We start from the raw sequence: 14,989 nt of genomic DNA on the forward strand, positions 1-14,989 counted from the left end.
ACGACTGTGACCCGGGCCGCGCCCCCGCCCCCTCAGCTCCTGCGGCGCGCCCCCGCCGACGGGAGCGCCTCGAAGACCCGGGGCGCGGTGTACCCGGCCGCCGCGAAGGCCTCCTGGACCGACTTGGTGACCGTGTCGGCCGACGCCGCCTCGACCAGGACGACCGCGGAACCGCCGAAGCCGCCGCCCGTCATCCGCGCGCCCAGCGCCCCGGCCGCCACCGACGCGGTCACCACCAGGTCCAACTCCGCGCAGGAGACCCGCAGATCGTCGCGGAGCGAGGCATGCCCCTCGGTGAGGACCGGGCCGGCCGCGCGCGGATCGCCCGCCGCGAGATGCGCCGCGACCCGCTCCACGCGCTCGTTGTCGCTCACCACATGGCGTACGCACCGGCGGACGGTTTCGGAGTCGATCCTGGCCAGCGCCGTCGGCAGATGCGCGGGGGAGATCTCGCGCAGGGTCCGTACGCCGAGCGCCCGCGCACCCGCTTCGCAGGAGGCGCGCCGGTCGGCGTACGCGCCGTCCCCGAGCGCGTGCTTCACCCGGGTGTCCACGACGAGGAGCGCCAGTCCGTGTGCGGCGAGGTCGAAGGGGACCTGGCGCAGCGAGAGGTCCCTGGTGTCCAGGTGGAGCACATGGCCCTCGACGCAGCAGGCGGACGCGGTCTGGTCCATGATGCCGCAGGGCACCCCGACGAAGGCGTTCTCCGCGCGCTGGGCGATCCGCGCCAGGCCGGCCCGGTCGAGCCCCAGGTCGTACAGGTCGTTCAGGGCGAGGGCGGTGACGACCTCCAGGGCCGCCGAGGAGGAGAGCCCCGCTCCGGTCGGGACCGCCGAGGAGAGGTGGATGTCGGCGCCGGTGACCCGGTGGCCCGCCTCGCGCAGCGCCCAGACCACGCCCGCCGGGTACGCGGCCCAACCGCCGCCCCCCAGGGGCTCCAGGGCGTCCGTGTCGAGCCGGACGACCCCGCCGTCCACATCGGCCGAGTGCAGCCTGAGCACCCCGTCGGTGCGCCGCGAGACCGCCGCGACGGCCGTGTGCGGCAGCGCCAGCGGCATCACGAAGCCGTCGTTGAAGTCCGTGTACTCCCCGATCAGGTTGACCCGCCCGGGCGCCTCCCAGACCCCCTCGGGCTCCGTCCCGTACAGCGCGCGGAACTGCTCCGCCACATCAGTCATCGACGCTCTCCACTCCCTTGAGCCGCCGGGCGAAGTCCCAGGCGTCCGCGACGATTCCGGCCAGGTCCGCGCGGGAGGGCTGCCAGCCCAGCCGCTCGTGGGCGCGGGCGGCGGAGGCCACCAGGACCGCCGGGTCGCCCGGCCGGCGACCGGCCGTGACCTCGGGCACCGGGTGCCCGGTGACCTTCCGTACGGTCTCGATGACCTCGCGGACGGAGAAGCCGTTGCCGTTGCCGAGGTTGCAGATCAGGTGCTCGCCCGGGGCCGCCGCCGCCAGCGCGAGCAGATGCGCCTCGGCGAGGTCGGCGACGTGGATGTAGTCGCGCACGCAGGTGCCGTCCGGCGTCGGGTAGTCGTCCCCGAACACCGAGATCGACTCCCGCTCACCGAGGGCGACCTGGAGCAGCAGCGGGATCAGATGCGACTCGGGGTCGTGGCGCTCGCCCGAGCCGCCGTGGGCCCCGGCCACGTTGAAGTACCGCAGCGAGACGGCCGCGAGGCCGTGGGCGGCGGCCTCCCCGCCGATCATGTGGTCGACGGCGAGCTTGGAGGCGCCGTACGGGCTGGTGGGGGCGGTGGGGTCGGCCTCGGTGAGCGGGGCCGAGGCCGGTTCGCCGTAGGTGGCGGCGGTGGAGGAGAACACCAGCGTGCGCACGCCCGCCGTCCGCATGGCGTCCAGCAGGGCCATGGTGCCGCCCACGTTGTTCGACCAGTACTTCTCGGGGTGCGTCACCGACTCCCCGACCTGGGAGAACGCCGCGAAGTGCAGCACGGCGTCATAGGAGGCGTCGAGCCACCGGGACGCCTCCTGGACGCGCCCCTCGACGAACTCCGCGCCCGCCGGGACGGCCTCCCGGAAGCCCGTGGAGAGGTCGTCCAGGACGGTCACCGTGTGGCCGACCTCCACCAGGTGGCGCGCCACCACGCTGCCGACATAGCCGGCGCCACCGGTGACCAGGTACTTCCCGCTCATGTGCTCGCTACCTCTCGCAGTCGCCGGGCCGCGGCCTCCGGCGGCACGTCGTTGATGAACACGCTCATGCCCGACTCCGAACCCGCGAGGAACTTCAGCTTGCCGGAAGTACGGCGGACGGTGAAAAGCTCCAGGTGCAGCGCGAATTCCCGCCGGTCGGCGCTGTCGGAGAAGGGCGCCTGGTGCCAGGCCGAGATGTACGGGGTGGGCGGTTCCGCCTCTCCGAAGATCCGGTCGAAGCGCCTCAGCAGTTCCAGATAGACCTGGGGGAACTCGGTGCGGGCCGCCTCCCCCAGCGCCCGCAGATCGGGAACGCGGGCACGCGGATAGAGGTGCACCTCGTACGGCCAGTGCGCGGCGTACGGCACGAAGGCGACCCAGTGCTCGCCCTCCAGGACCACCCGGACGCCTTCGGCGAGCTCGCGCGCGACGACGTCGTCGAAGAGGTTGCGCCCGCCGGTGCGCTCGCGGTGCTCGGCCAGCGAGCGGAGCATCAGGGCGGTGCGGGGGGTGGTGAAGGGGTAGCCGTAGATCTGGCCGTGCGGGTGGCCGAGGGTGACGCCGATCTCGGCGCCCCGGTTCTCGAAGCAGAACACCTGCTCCACCTGGGGGAGTTCGGCGAGCTCCGCGGTCCGGTCGGTCCAGGCCTCCAGGACGAGCGCGGCCTGCTCCTCGGTGAGGTCGGCGAAGGAGGCGTCGTGGTCGGGGGTGAAGCAGACGACCTCGCAGCGGCCGGAGTCCCCGGCGAGGGAGGGGAAGCGGTTCTCGAAGACGGCCACGTCGTAGCCGGCGGCCGGGATCTCGCTGTGCCGTCCGTCGCGCGAGGGGCACAGCGGGCAGTCGTCGGCGGGCGGATGGTAGGTGCGGCCCTGGCGGTGGGAGGCGATGGCCACCGAGTCGCCGAGCAGGGGGTCGCGGCGGATCTCGGAGGCCGTGGAGACCGGATCGAGCGGCCGGGTGTCGGTCTCGTCCCGTACGACGTCGTCCCGCAAGTCGTAGTAGAGCAGCTCGCGGCCGTCGGCGAGCCGGGTCGACGTCTTCTTCACCTGCACCTCCACCTTCAAACAGAACCAAACATAAAGAACCACGAGCCAACACCATCAGTCAATGGGCGCGACAAAGACGGACCCGCCCGGCGCGGCGCGGGGCCCGGACGGACCGGCCCGGACGGACCGGCCCGGACACGGCTGTGGGCGCGACCGCCACGCGGTCGCGCCCACAGCGCCTACAGATGCCTCCGGATGCCCGCGAGAGCCCCGGCTCAGCCCGCCGGGGGCACCGCCCGGTCGAGCAGCCCGGTGCGGGCGGCCAGCGCCGCCGCCTCCAGCCGGGAGCCCACGCCCAGCTTCATCAGGACCCGCTGGACATGGGTGCGCGCGGTGGAGGGGGCGATGCCCATGCCCGCCGCGATCAGCCGGGTGTCCTCCCCGTCCGCGACCCTGACCAGCACCTCGACCTCGCGCGGGGTGAGCATCTGGAGCAGCCGCTGCCCCTCGTCGTCCGGCTGGGCGGCCGGGTTGAGCAGCTCCGCGAAGGCCCCCTGGAGCAGTTGCGGCGCCACCGCGGCCTCGCCCGCGCGCGCCTTGACCATGGCGCGCTCCACGCCCTCGATGCGCTCGTCGTGCCGTACGTAACCGGAGGCGCCCGCGGCGAACGCGGCGGCGATCCCCCGCGGGCTCGGGACCGGCCCGAGCACCACCACGGCCACCTGCGGACGCTCGCGCTTGATCCGCACGATCGGGTCGAACACCCCCGGCTCGGCCGGTGCGGCCGTGCCGAGCAGACACACCTCCGGCGCCCGCGCCACCACCAGCTCGGCCGCCCCGGCGACGGGTGCGGCGGCGGCGAGCACCCGGTGCCCGCGGAGCTTGAGTGCCGAGGCGAGCGCCTCCGCGAGCAGGCGGTGGTCGTCGACCACCATGAGCCGCACGCCCATCGAGCAACCCCCCATCCCCCGGGGCACGTTGCCAACTCCCCTGGCCCGGCCCTCCCTGCCCCGGCAAGCTACACGCTTGTTCGACGTCGCGCCCCCCTACCGGCGATAAGACGCCCGGATTGCCGAAATCCCCGGCATTCGGGACTACTTGGCGGACGAGTGTGTCCGCGCAGGTGAAAGCGGCGGCCCCGGCCGCGGAGGGTGCTCCGCGGCCGGGGCCGCCGTGGTGGAGAAGTTGACGCCGCGAGGACGGCGCCGCCGGCTCAGCCGGTACCGAGGCCGATCAGCAGGAACCTCTTCTCGTCGGTCACCGAGCTCGGCTTCATGACCGAGGTGGCCGACATGAAGAGCTTGCCCTGGTTGTAGCGGATCTCGCCGTACTCGGGGCCGAACTGCGAGAGCGCGTCGCGCACCGAGGTGTCCGCCGGGTTCTGGAGCAGGACGGTCTGCTTGAAGTCGCCGCCGTCGACGCTCACGATCTGGCTGCCCTTGTCGTACGGGGGCTTCTTGAACGCGATGACGTTGTTGCCGTCCATCCGCAGCGGGTACAGCGAGGAGCCGTCGCCCGCGTCGGCCTTGCCGGGCACCGGCTGCCCGGTCGCCAGGTCGAACGCCATGATCTCGTTGGTGCGGCCGGAGTAACCGCTGCCGGACGCGCCGTCGTGCTGCTCGGTCGGGACGTACAGCTTGCCGCCGCCCACCGCGACCGAGGTGCACTTCTCCACCATGGTGGAGTCGCAGTCGGCGGCGTACTTGTCGCCCGGCGCCGGGATGCGCGCCAGCAGCTTGCCGGTCTTGTCGTCGATCGAGAAGAAGTCCGAGATCCCGCTGCCGTCACCGGCCGTGTCACCGACGTCGGCGGCCACGACCAGCGGCTTGGACGAGACGATGTGCGCGTACTGGACACCGGCCGGCATCCGGTACGAGGCGGCCGGGGCGCCCGTCTTGGGGTTCAGCGGCTGGATGGTGACCGTGGGGGTGTCGTAGTCACCGCACTTGCGGACCGCGACCAGCGCGTCGCCGCCGCCGTAGCCGGCGTCCTTGCACTGGTCGGTGGTGACCTTCGGCTGCCACAGCAGCTTGCCGGTGGCCAGGTCCCAGGCGGCGCCGCCGGAGCTGCCACCGGTGGCGACCGTGCCGCCGCCGATGGTGACCTCCTCGTACGTCGTCTTGCGGTCGCCGTCCTTGACGGTGTTCGTCCAGGCCAGCTTGCCGGTGGTGAGGTCGAGCGCGGCGACCTCGGTGCAGCGCGCGTACTTCTCGCCGGCGGCCTTGGGGCCCTCGTAGACGATCGCCGTCTTGCTGTCGGAGGTGACGTGCGTGCTCGCCGCGCAGACCGCGCCGGGCAGCGGCAGCTTCCACAGCTGGGTGCCCTTGGCCGGGTCGTAGCCGACGACCTCGTTGACGCCCGACTTGGCGTACACCTTGTCGGTCAGCCAGGAGCCGTCGACGTGGACGAGGTCGGTCACCTTGGGCTGCGGCACCTGGAACAGCACCTTGGAGGTGGTGTCGGCCGGGGGCTTCTCCTTGCCGCCGCCACCGGTCGAGCCGCCCTCCTTGCCGCCGTTCGCGCCCTGCGTCGAGCCGGACTTGGACTCGTCCTTCTTGTCGCCGTCCTTGCTCTTGGCGTACCAGAAGCCGCCGCCGACGATCAGCGCGACCGCGACGAACGCCGAGACGATGATCGTCGTCTGGGTGCTGGGCTTCTTGCCGCCACCGGGGCCGCCCGGGGCGCCCTGCGGCGCCATGGGCTGGGTGGGGGGCTGGCCGGGATAGCCGTAGCCCTGCTGCGGCTGGCCCGGGTAGCCGTAGCCCGGCTGGCCCGGGGGCGGCGTCTGCGGATACCCGTACGCGGACGGCTGCCCCGGCGCGGGGGCCTGCGGGTAGCCGTAGGCGGGGGCCGCGGGGGCCGTCGGCGGCTGGGCGGGCGGCGCGGGCGGCATCGCCGGGGGCGGCGGCGTGGGGGCGCCGAAACCGCCCGCGGGGGGCGGGGTGGGCGCGCCGAAGCCGCCCGCCGGGGGCTCCTGCGGGGCGCCGAAACCCGGGGCCGGGGGCCGCGGCGGCTCGCCCGGCGGTTGCTGGGGCGGCTGGGGGGGCTGACTCATGACGTACGTACCTCTGCGGAAGGGAAACGGGCGGGAGCGGACGCGTTCATCAGTTGCCGAACCCCATCAGGGCCTTCTCCTTGGTGTCGCCCTTGGGGCTGGACACCCGGCCGTTGAGGATGAACAGCCGGCCGTCACGGAAGACCACGTGCTTGGAGAAGAAGCCGTTCTCGATGGAGGCGGTGGACGCCGGGTTCTGGAGCACGATCTTGGGCTGGCCCGCGCCCGCGACCTCCGCGACCGCGCCGCCCTGCTCGGTGGTGGGCGCGATGTAGGCGAGGACCTTGCCGCTCTCGGCGTTCAGGGGCAGCATCGTCCGGTCGCTGCCCGCGCTCGAACGCCACTTCTCCTTGCCGGTGTTGAGGTCGAACGCCACCACCGCGTTGGTGCGCCCGAAGCCGTCGCCGGAGCTGCGCTTGGGCTCGGTCGGCAGATACAGCGTGTTGGCGTCGGCGGCGGTGCCCAGGCAGCCCTGGAGGTCACGGTCCATGATCGCCCAGCCGCACTCCGGCTGGAAGCTGTCCTTGCTGACCAGCTCGGAGCGGAGCGAGCCGTCGGGCTTGTACGTCGAGATGTTGAACTGCTTCTTGTCCTTGTTGGTCACATAGACCACCAGCGGGTCGACGGAGAAGACCCGGGCGACCTTCCAGCCCTTGGGGTACTGCTTGGTCCACTTGGGCTTGCCGGTCGTGGCGTCCAGCTCCTGGATCTGGTCGACCGCGAGCGTGTCACCGCCGACCGTGCAGCTGCCCGCGGCGATCAGCCTGGGGCCGCCCGCGAAGGCGTCCGCCCGGCAGTTGCCGCTGCGCTCCTGGCCGAAGATCTTCTTGCCGTCGAGGACCGAGAACCCGCTGACGCCGCCCATCCGGGCCACCGCCACGGTGTTGCCGCTGATCGCGAGGTCGAAGCTGGTCATGATGTCGAAGGCGTTCTCCGACGGGACCGCCACCTTCCAGCCCGCCTTGCCGGCCGCGAGGTCGACCTGCTGGAGCTGGTTGCACTTGGCGTTCTTGGTGTTGTTCTCCTGCACACCGAGGACGATCTTGCCGTCGGCGGTGGTCTGGTGCGGGGCGCCGCACAGCGGGGCGCTCAGCGGCACGCTCCACTTCTGCTTGCCGTCGGCCACCGAATAGCCGGTGACCTCCTTGTACATCGCCTTGACGACGGTGTCGCCGACCACCCAGGGGCCGGACTGCTCGGCGCCGTTCTGGGTGAGCTGGGTGGCGTTCTCCTGGAGCCAGACCTTCGCCTCGCCGTCCTTGCGGCCCGCGTTGAGGTCGTCGTTCCCGGCCCGGCCGTCGCCCTTGCCGTCGCCCTCGTCGCTGGTGGGGGAGCCGGTGGGCTGCGCGCTCTGGCTCGTCTTCGCCACGGGCTTCTTGTCGTCGTCCCCGCCCTTGGTGGCGAAGTAGACGCCGCCGCCGACCACGAGCAGACCGGCCACGGCCGCCGCCACGATCACGGCGGGCTTGCCCTTGAAGGGGTTGCGTCCGCCGCCCGGCGGCTCCGGCATCGGGGCGCCCGGGTACTGGGGCTGCGTCGGGTAACCGCCGTACGGGCCCGCCTGCTGGCCGTAGGGGCCGGGCTGCTGGGCGTACGGACCAGGCTGGCCGGGCGCCTGCGGGTAGCCGTAACCCGGCTGCGCCGGGGGCGTCTGCGGATAGCCGTACCCGGGGGCCGGGGCGGGCGCGCCCTGCGGCGGGGCCGGCGGCATCGCGGGCGGCGGCCCGGCGGGCGGCGGCGGCATCTGCGGCGGCTGGGCGGGCGGGGTGGGCGTCCCGGCGGGCGGGTTGCTGGGTGCCCCGAAGCCCCCCTGCGGCGGCTGCTGGCTGGGCGGCTGGGTCACAGCGTGTCTCCCCCTTCGTGGGGACCGCTGCCCGAACGGACTCCCCCGCGTTTCCGGAGCGGAATCGGACATGGTCCCGCACAGTTTGCGTCAGTCGAGCGGGGCTTCTTTGTATCACCCGAACCCCCTCGAACAGGGGGCCGGTCCGTCCCTGTTCCCAAGGGCGGACCGGCCTGTGATGCGCCTGTTATGGAGTTTGCACGTGCTCTTTACGACTCGTCACCCGTCCTCACGAGCCCCACGCGTCCCACCGGCTTCTAGGCCTCCTCGGCCAGTTCAAGCCACCGCATCTCCAGCTCGTCGCGCTCGACGATGAGGGCGCGCAGCTCCGCGTCGAGCTTGGCGACCTTCTCGAAGTCGGTGGCGTTGTCGGCGATCTGGCCGTGCAGAGCGCTCTCCCGGTCGGAGATCTTGTTCAGCTGCCGCTCGATGCGCTGGAGTTCCTTCTTCGCGGCCCGGGAGTCGGCGGACGAGGCCGCGCCGGGGGACTTGGCGGCGACCGGCGCCGGTGCCGGGGCCGCCTCCTCGATCATCCGCCTGCGCCGCTCCAGGTACTCGTCGATGCCGCGCGGCAGCATCCGCAGGGCCGCGTCGCCGAGCAGCGCCCACACCCGGTCGGTGGTGCGCTCGATGAAGAACCGGTCGTGCGAGATGACGACCATCGAGCCCGGCCAGCCGTCGAGCAGGTCCTCCAGCTGGGTCAGCGTCTCGATGTCGAGGTCGTTGGTGGGCTCGTCGAGGAAGAGGACGTTCGGCTCGTCCATCAGCAGCCGCAGCAGCTGGAGCCGGCGCCGCTCACCACCGGACAGGTCCCCCACGGGCGTCCACTGCTTCTCCTTGCCGAACCCGAACTGCTCGCACAGCTGCCCGGCCGTCATCTCCCGGCCCGTGCCGAGGTCGACCCGGTCCCGGATCTGCTGCACGGCCTCCAGGACGCGCAGTTCGGCGGGGAGTTCGGTGACGTCCTGCGAGAGGTAGGCGAGCCGCACGGTCTTGCCGACCTTGATCCGCCCGGCCGCGGGCTGCGCCTCGCCGTCGGTGCGGGCCGCCTCGGCCAGCGCGCGCAGCAGCGAGGTCTTGCCGGCGCCGTTCACCCCGACCAGGCCGATGCGGTCGCCCGGACCGAGCTGCCAGGTCAGGTGCTGGAGCAGCACCTTGGACCCGGCCTGTACGGTCACGTCCTCCAGGTCGAAGACGGTCTTGCCGAGCCGCGCGCCCGCGAACTTCATCAGCTCCGAGGTGTCGCGCGGCGGCGGCACGTCCGCGATCAGCTCGTTGGCGGCCTCGATGCGGTAGCGCGGCTTGGAGGTACGGGCGGGGGCGCCGCGCCGCAGCCAGGCCAGCTCCTTGCGCATCAGGTTCTGCCGCTTGGCCTCCTCGGTCGCGGCGATCCGCTCCCGCTCGGCGCGCGCGAACACGTAGTCGCTGTAGCCGCCCTCGTACTCGTAGACGCTGCCGCGCTGGACGTCCCACATCCGGGTGCAGACCTGGTCCAGGAACCAGCGGTCGTGGGTGACGCAGACCAACGCCGAGCGCCTGGCCCGCAGATGAGCGGCCAGCCAGGCGATGCCCTCCACGTCCAGGTGGTTGGTGGGCTCGTCCAGGATGATCAGGTCCGGGTCGGCGATGAGCAGCTTGGCGAGCGCGATACGGCGGCGCTCGCCGCCGGACAGGGGGCCGATGACCGTGTCCAGGCCGCTCTCGAAGCCGGGCAGGCCGAGACCGCCGAAGAGGCCGGTGAGCACGTCGCGGATCTTGGCGTCGCCCGCCCACTCGTGGTCGGCGAGGTCGCCGATCACCTCGTGGCGGACGGTGGCCTTCGGGTCCAGCGAGTCGTGCTGGGTGAGCACGCCGAGGCGGAGCCCGCCGACGTGGGTGACGCGGCCGGTGTCGGCGTCCTCCAGCTGCGCGAGCATCCGGATGAGGGTGGTCTTGCCGTCTCCGTTGCGGCCGACCACTCCGATCCGGTCCCCCTCGGAGACGCCGAGGGAGACGCCGTCGAGCAGGGCACGGGTGCCGTATGCCTTGCTGACTGCCTCGACATTGACCAGGTTGACGGCCATTTCACTCCTGAACAGGGGACTTGGATCGTCCCCCAGGGTACTTCCCGGCGGCCCGCACTCCGTGCGGTGCGGTGGGCGCCCGGAAGGGGCGCGGGGAACTGCGCGACCGGCCCCCACCGGGCCGCGGGCGGAGAACGGCCGCTTGCGGGTGCGGACCGTGCGCGGCTGGTCGCGCAGTTCCCCGCGCCCCTCGGGGTCCGTGCCTCGGGCAGTCACGATCGTCGTCCGGGGACGGGGGGTCCTGCCGCGGCAGCCGCGACCGTCGCCCGGGGCGGGGATGCCCGGTGCTCAGCTCGGGACGATGGTCGCCCCGGGGGCCGGGGACACCGCTGTGCGGGCGGTGCGGCATGTGCCCGATGCCCGCAGCGCCTCCGCGATCTTCCCGGCGGACGCCGCGTCCTCGGCCAGGAACGCCGTGGTCGGGCCGGAGCCCGAGACCAGGGCCGCCAGGGCCCCCGCCGCCGTGCCCGCCGCCAGCGTCTCCGTCAGGGACGGGCGCAGGGACAGGGCCGCCGGCTGGAGGTCGTTGGAGAGCGCGCCCGCCAACGCGAACGGGTCGCCCGCGCGCAGCGCGGCGAGCAGCGCCGGGTCCGCCTCCGGCGGCGCCGCGTCCGGCGTGAGGCGGTCGAACTCGCGGTACACCGCCGGTGTGGACAGCCCGCCGTCCGCCGCCGCGAACACCCAGTGGAAGGTGCCGCCGACCTCCAGCACGGAAAGCCGCTCGCCCCGGCCGGTGCCCAGCGCGGCCCCGCCGACCAGGCTGAACGGCACGTCGCTGCCGAGCTCGGCGCAGATGTCGAGCAGCTCCTCGCGGGACGTGCCCGTACCCCACAGCGCGTCGCACGCCACCAGCGCCGCCGCGCCGTCCGCGCTGCCGCCCGCCATGCCGCCCGCGACGGGGATGTCCTTGTCGATGTGGAGGTGGACGTCGGGCGCCGGCCCGTACCGCGCGGCCAGCAGTTCGGCCGCCCGCGCCGCCAGGTTCGTACGGTCCAGCGGGACCTTGTCCGCGTCCGGGCCGGAGCAGGTGACGCGCAGCCCGTCGGCGGGCGTGGCCGTGACCTCGTCGTAGAGGCCGACCGCGAGGAAGACGTTGGCGAGGTCGTGGAAGCCGTCGGGGCGGGCCGGGCCCACCGCGAGCTGGACGTTGACCTTGGCGGGGACCCGGACCGTCACCCTCGGCGCCGACGGCGCCGTCCGTCCCGTCACGGCTTGGCCTCCGCGATCCGCGCGAACTCCTCCACCGTCAGCCCCTCGCCGCGCGCCTGCGGCGAGATCCCGGCCGCCACCAGCGCCTGTTCGGCGGCGGCGGCCGAGCCGGCCCAGCCCGCGAGCGCGGCCCGCAGGGTCTTGCGGCGCTGGGCGAAGGCCGCGTCGACCACCGCGAAGACCTCCGCCTTGCTGGCGGTGGTCCGCACCGGCTCGGCGCGCCGGACCAGCGCGACCAGGCCGGAGTCGACGTTCGGGGCGGGCCAGAAGACGTTGCGGCCGATGGACCCGGCGCGCTTGACCTCCGCGTACCAGTTGGCCTTCACCGACGGCACGCCGTACACCTTGTTGCCCGGCTTGGCCGCGAGCCGGTCCGCGACCTCCGCCTGGACCATGACCAGGGTGCGCTCGATCGTGGGGAAACGGTCCAGCATGTGCAGCAGCACGGGGACCGCCACGTTGTACGGGAGGTTCGCGACCAGGGCGGTCGGGGCCGGGCCGGGCAGCTCCTGGACCAGCATCGCGTCGGAGTGGACCAGCGCGAAGCGGTCCTTCTTCGCGGGCAGCCGGGCCTCGATCGTGGCGGGCAGCGCGCCCGCGAGCACCTCGTCGATCTCGACGGCCGTCACCCGGTCCGCCGCCTCCAGGAGCGCCAGGGTCAGCGAGCCGAGGCCGGGCCCGACCTCCACCACCACGTCGTCGGGCCGCACCTGCGCCGTCCGGACGATCCGGCGGACCGTATTGGCGTCGATGACGAAGTTCTGGCCGCGCTGCTTGGTGGGGCGTACGCCCAGTGCTGCGGCCAGTTCACGGATGTCGGCGGGGCCGAGGAGGGCGTCGGGCTCAGTGGTGCTCACCGATACAGCCTACGGCCGCAGTGCGGCCACGGACTCGCCCCCCGCTGCGCGAAGAGCTTCTTCGCCCGGAACGTCTGCTCGGCGGCGCTGGCGTGCTGCGGGAGGCCGCTGCCGCCGAGCGCGTGCCAGGTGCGGCCGTCGAACTGGTAGAGCCCGCCGTAGTTCCCCGTCGCGTCGACCGCGCCGGGGCGCCCGCCGGACTCGCAGTGGGCGAGGGCGTGCCAGTCGAGGCGGTCGGCGCCCTCGACCGTGGTGGGCAGCGGCTTGGTGCCGACCCGGACGGTCTGGGTGATGGGCGGGCGCACCACGTGCTCGGCCACCTTGCGCGGCTTCTGCCGCACCCCGTCGACGGTCCGCAGCGCGTAGGTGACCTTGCGGAAGCCGCGCTGGCCGGGCCGGTCGACGACCTCGGTCCCGGTGAAGAGGGAGTCGTCGCGGGTCCGGACGACCCGGTACGGGATCGGCTCCTCGCGGACCTCGCGGCTGCCGGTGATCCGCATGACGGTGATCGTCTGCCCGTCGCGGGGGAAGACGGACGGCGGCACGGAGGTGGTGTCCTGGTCCCGCAGGGAGATCCCGGCCTCCTCGACGGCCTCGGCGACCGACGCCGCGTTGGTGCGGATCGTGCGCTCGCGGCCGTCGGCGAGGAAGGTGACCTGGCGTTCGGTGCGCACGTCCAGGCCCATGCCGGTGCGCCCGATCTCCGAGGAGCGCGAGGCCGACAGATACGCGCCCTCGGCGCGCACCCCGAGCTGGCGCAGGGCCCCGTCCACGGTCTGGGCGGTGGTCCACACCTGGTGGCGCCGGCCGTCGAGGGTGAGGGCGACCGGGCGGCCGTAGCGGACGACGACCTCGTCGCCGCCGGCCAGCGCCTGGTGGCGGCCGGGCGCGACGATGTCGTGGTCCCCGACGCCGACGTGCTGGTCCGCGAGGAGTTCGTCGACGTCGTCCGCGAAGGTGTGCAGGGTGCGCGGGACGCCGTCGACGGTGAGCCGTACGGCCTTGTCGTTGACGAGGAACGCGGTGGTCCCGCCCGCGAGGAAGGCGACCACCAGGGCCTGCGGGATGAGCCGGCGCAGGGCGTCGGGCCCGGCGCCGAAGAGCGCTCCCCGGCGGCGTCCGGCCCGCCGCGCCCGGGCCCGGGTGCCCTGCTGCGCCGCCCCGCCGCCCCGGCGCGGCCGGGGCACCTCCGCGGGCGAGGTCTCCCGGGCGTCGTACGGGGGCGGCCCGGCGGGCGGCGGCGCGTCCTGCGCGTACCGCGGCCCGGCCGTTCTCGTCGCCGCGCGTCGGCCGCCGCGTGCGGCACGGTGACTGCCCTGCGAATTGCTCACGGCGCTCCAGATTTCCGGCCTCGTCCCGTCGAGGGCGGGACATTAGCGAAACCTTCGTCACCGTCCAAAGCGATTCGACTACGGAGCGTCGCCGCGCTACCCTGCACTCGCCCACCCGGGGCACCCGGGCCGTTATCCGTCAGTAATCGAAGGCGCGCGCGGTGTTCTCCGCGAGGGCCGCGGCCAGCACGTCCTCATGGACCGACTTGACCGCCGCCATGGCGCGCACCGTAATAGGAATGAGATACGGCGCATTGGGCCGTCCGCGGTACGGCGCCGGTGTGAGGAAGGGCGCGTCCGTCTCCACGAGGACGAGTTCGAGGGGGGCGACGGCGAGCGCGTCGCGCAGCGGCTGGGCGTTCTTGAACGTCATGTTTCCGGCGAAGGACATGAAGTACCCGGAACGCGCGCAGAGTTCCGCCATTTCCGCGTCACCGGAATAGCAGTGGAAGATGGTCCGCTCCGGGGCGCCCTCTTCCCGCAGAATGCGCAGCACGTCCGCGTGCGCGTCGCGATCGTGGATGACGAGCGCCTTGCCGTGCCGTTTGGCGATCTCGATGTGCGCGCGGAAGGACCGCTCCTGGGCGGCCATGCCGTCGGCGCCGGTGCGGAAGTGGTCGAGGCCGGTCTCGCCGACGGCCTTGACGTGCGGGAGGGCGGCGAGCCGGTCGATCTCGGCGAGCGCCTCGTCGAGGGCCGCGTCGCCGCCCGCCTGCCGCGCCTCCTGGCGGGACCAGCCGTCGGGGTCGCCCAGGACGATCCTGGGGGCCTCGTTCGGGTGCAGAGCCACCGCGGCCCACACGTTCTCCCAGTCGGCAGCGGTCTGGGCCGCCCAGCGCGAGCCCTTGAGGTCGCACCCCACCTGGACCACCGTGGTCACCCCGACGGCCGCGGCCCTGGCCAGGGCCTCCTCGACCGTCGTGGACTGCATGTCCAGGTGGGTGTGCGAGTCGGCCACCGCCACACCGAGCGGTTCGGGCAGGGGCGGCGGGGCATCCTTGGCGGCACTCATGGGGCCGATCCTATGAAAGGCCCCGGCGCGTCACTTCTTGTGGTGGTGCTGGAAGGGGTGCAGAAGGTCCGAGAGGTGCCAGTGGTGCTCGGCGTCGGCCTCGGCCGCGGGCGTGGCGCCCGGCCCGCCCGCCGCCGCCGGGGTGTCCGGCTCCGGGTCGCCCCCGGACCCCACGGGCCCGGCGGGCGCCTGGTGGGTCGACTGGTGGGCGAGCCACTGCTGCACGCTGGAGACCCGGCCGGCGCGCAGGGTGCGCACCACGTGCCCGCCGCAGTTCGTGCAGGTGGGCTGGGACAGAGGAGAGGGGACCCGCTCCCCGTCGGCCTTGTAGACCACGAACGGCTGCCCCTTGCCGTCCACGTGGTGCTCTATCTCGTACGCCTGCTCCCAGCCATATCCACACCTCATGCACGCGAAGGCGTAAGCCTCGTGCGCCGTGGTCTCAGCGATCTCACTCATGTGCCGGCTCCCTTGTCCGCTGG

12 protein-coding genes are annotated in these 14,989 nt (G+C 73.4%); all 12 read right to left on the bottom strand.

What is annotated here, in order from left to right; translation table 11 throughout:
* Positions 1-32 precede the first annotated feature (32 nt).
* A complete protein-coding gene (galK, locus tag ACZ5ID_RS21660; protein WP_468900297.1) occupies positions 33-1,178 on the bottom strand; it encodes a galactokinase in 1,146 nt (381 codons plus the stop codon).
* Positions 1,171-2,151: a UDP-glucose 4-epimerase GalE gene (gene galE / locus ACZ5ID_RS21665; protein ID WP_468900300.1), complete on the bottom strand. Its 981-nt coding sequence runs from the start codon at positions 2,149-2,151 to the stop codon at positions 1,171-1,173. The genes galK and galE overlap by 8 nt, the downstream gene beginning before the upstream one ends.
* Complete coding sequence (gene galT, locus ACZ5ID_RS21670; protein ID WP_468900303.1) at positions 2,148-3,197, bottom strand: galactose-1-phosphate uridylyltransferase; 1,050 nt, start codon at positions 3,195-3,197, stop codon at positions 2,148-2,150. Before galT ends, galE begins: the two co-directional genes overlap by 4 nt.
* Positions 3,198-3,412: 215 nt before the next feature.
* Positions 3,413-4,087, bottom strand: coding sequence for a helix-turn-helix transcriptional regulator (locus tag ACZ5ID_RS21675; protein ID WP_406556140.1), 675 nt, complete (start codon positions 4,085-4,087; stop codon positions 3,413-3,415).
* Between the two features lie 263 nt (positions 4,088-4,350).
* Positions 4,351-6,192, bottom strand: coding sequence for an outer membrane protein assembly factor BamB family protein (locus ACZ5ID_RS21680; protein ID WP_468900308.1), 1,842 nt, complete (start codon positions 6,190-6,192; stop codon positions 4,351-4,353).
* A gap of 49 nt (positions 6,193-6,241) precedes the next feature.
* Positions 6,242-8,035, bottom strand: a complete 1,794-nt coding sequence (locus tag ACZ5ID_RS21685; RefSeq protein WP_468900311.1) for an outer membrane protein assembly factor BamB family protein — start codon at positions 8,033-8,035, stop codon at positions 6,242-6,244.
* A 257-nt stretch (positions 8,036-8,292) separates the two neighbouring features.
* Positions 8,293-10,098: an ABC-F family ATP-binding cassette domain-containing protein gene (locus ACZ5ID_RS21690; protein ID WP_468900314.1), complete on the bottom strand. Its 1,806-nt coding sequence runs from the start codon at positions 10,096-10,098 to the stop codon at positions 8,293-8,295.
* A 288-nt stretch (positions 10,099-10,386) separates the two neighbouring features.
* A complete protein-coding gene (locus tag ACZ5ID_RS21695) occupies positions 10,387-11,307 on the bottom strand; it encodes a 4-(cytidine 5'-diphospho)-2-C-methyl-D-erythritol kinase (RefSeq protein ID WP_468900317.1) in 921 nt (306 codons plus the stop codon).
* Positions 11,304-12,164 carry a 16S rRNA (adenine(1518)-N(6)/adenine(1519)-N(6))-dimethyltransferase RsmA gene (rsmA, locus tag ACZ5ID_RS21700; protein WP_468900320.1) on the bottom strand — a complete coding sequence of 287 codons (861 nt, stop codon included), beginning with the start codon at positions 12,162-12,164 and terminating at the stop codon, positions 11,304-11,306. Before rsmA ends, ACZ5ID_RS21695 begins: the two co-directional genes overlap by 4 nt.
* Entirely contained in the window at positions 12,161-13,495 is a 1,335-nt protein-coding gene (locus ACZ5ID_RS21705) for a ubiquitin-like domain-containing protein (protein ID WP_468900323.1), read from the bottom strand. Before ACZ5ID_RS21705 ends, rsmA begins: the two co-directional genes overlap by 4 nt.
* 139 nt (positions 13,496-13,634) lie before the next feature.
* The gene (locus tag ACZ5ID_RS21710) at positions 13,635-14,507 is read right to left on the bottom strand and encodes a TatD family hydrolase (RefSeq protein ID WP_468900326.1); all 873 of its coding nucleotides are present in this window, start codon (positions 14,505-14,507) and stop codon (positions 13,635-13,637) included.
* A gap of 30 nt (positions 14,508-14,537) precedes the next feature.
* Entirely contained in the window at positions 14,538-14,966 is a 429-nt protein-coding gene (locus ACZ5ID_RS21715) for a hypothetical protein (protein WP_468900329.1), read from the bottom strand.
* Positions 14,967-14,989 lie beyond the last annotated feature (23 nt).

The organism is Streptomyces sp. NPDC031670, assembly GCF_055580545.1.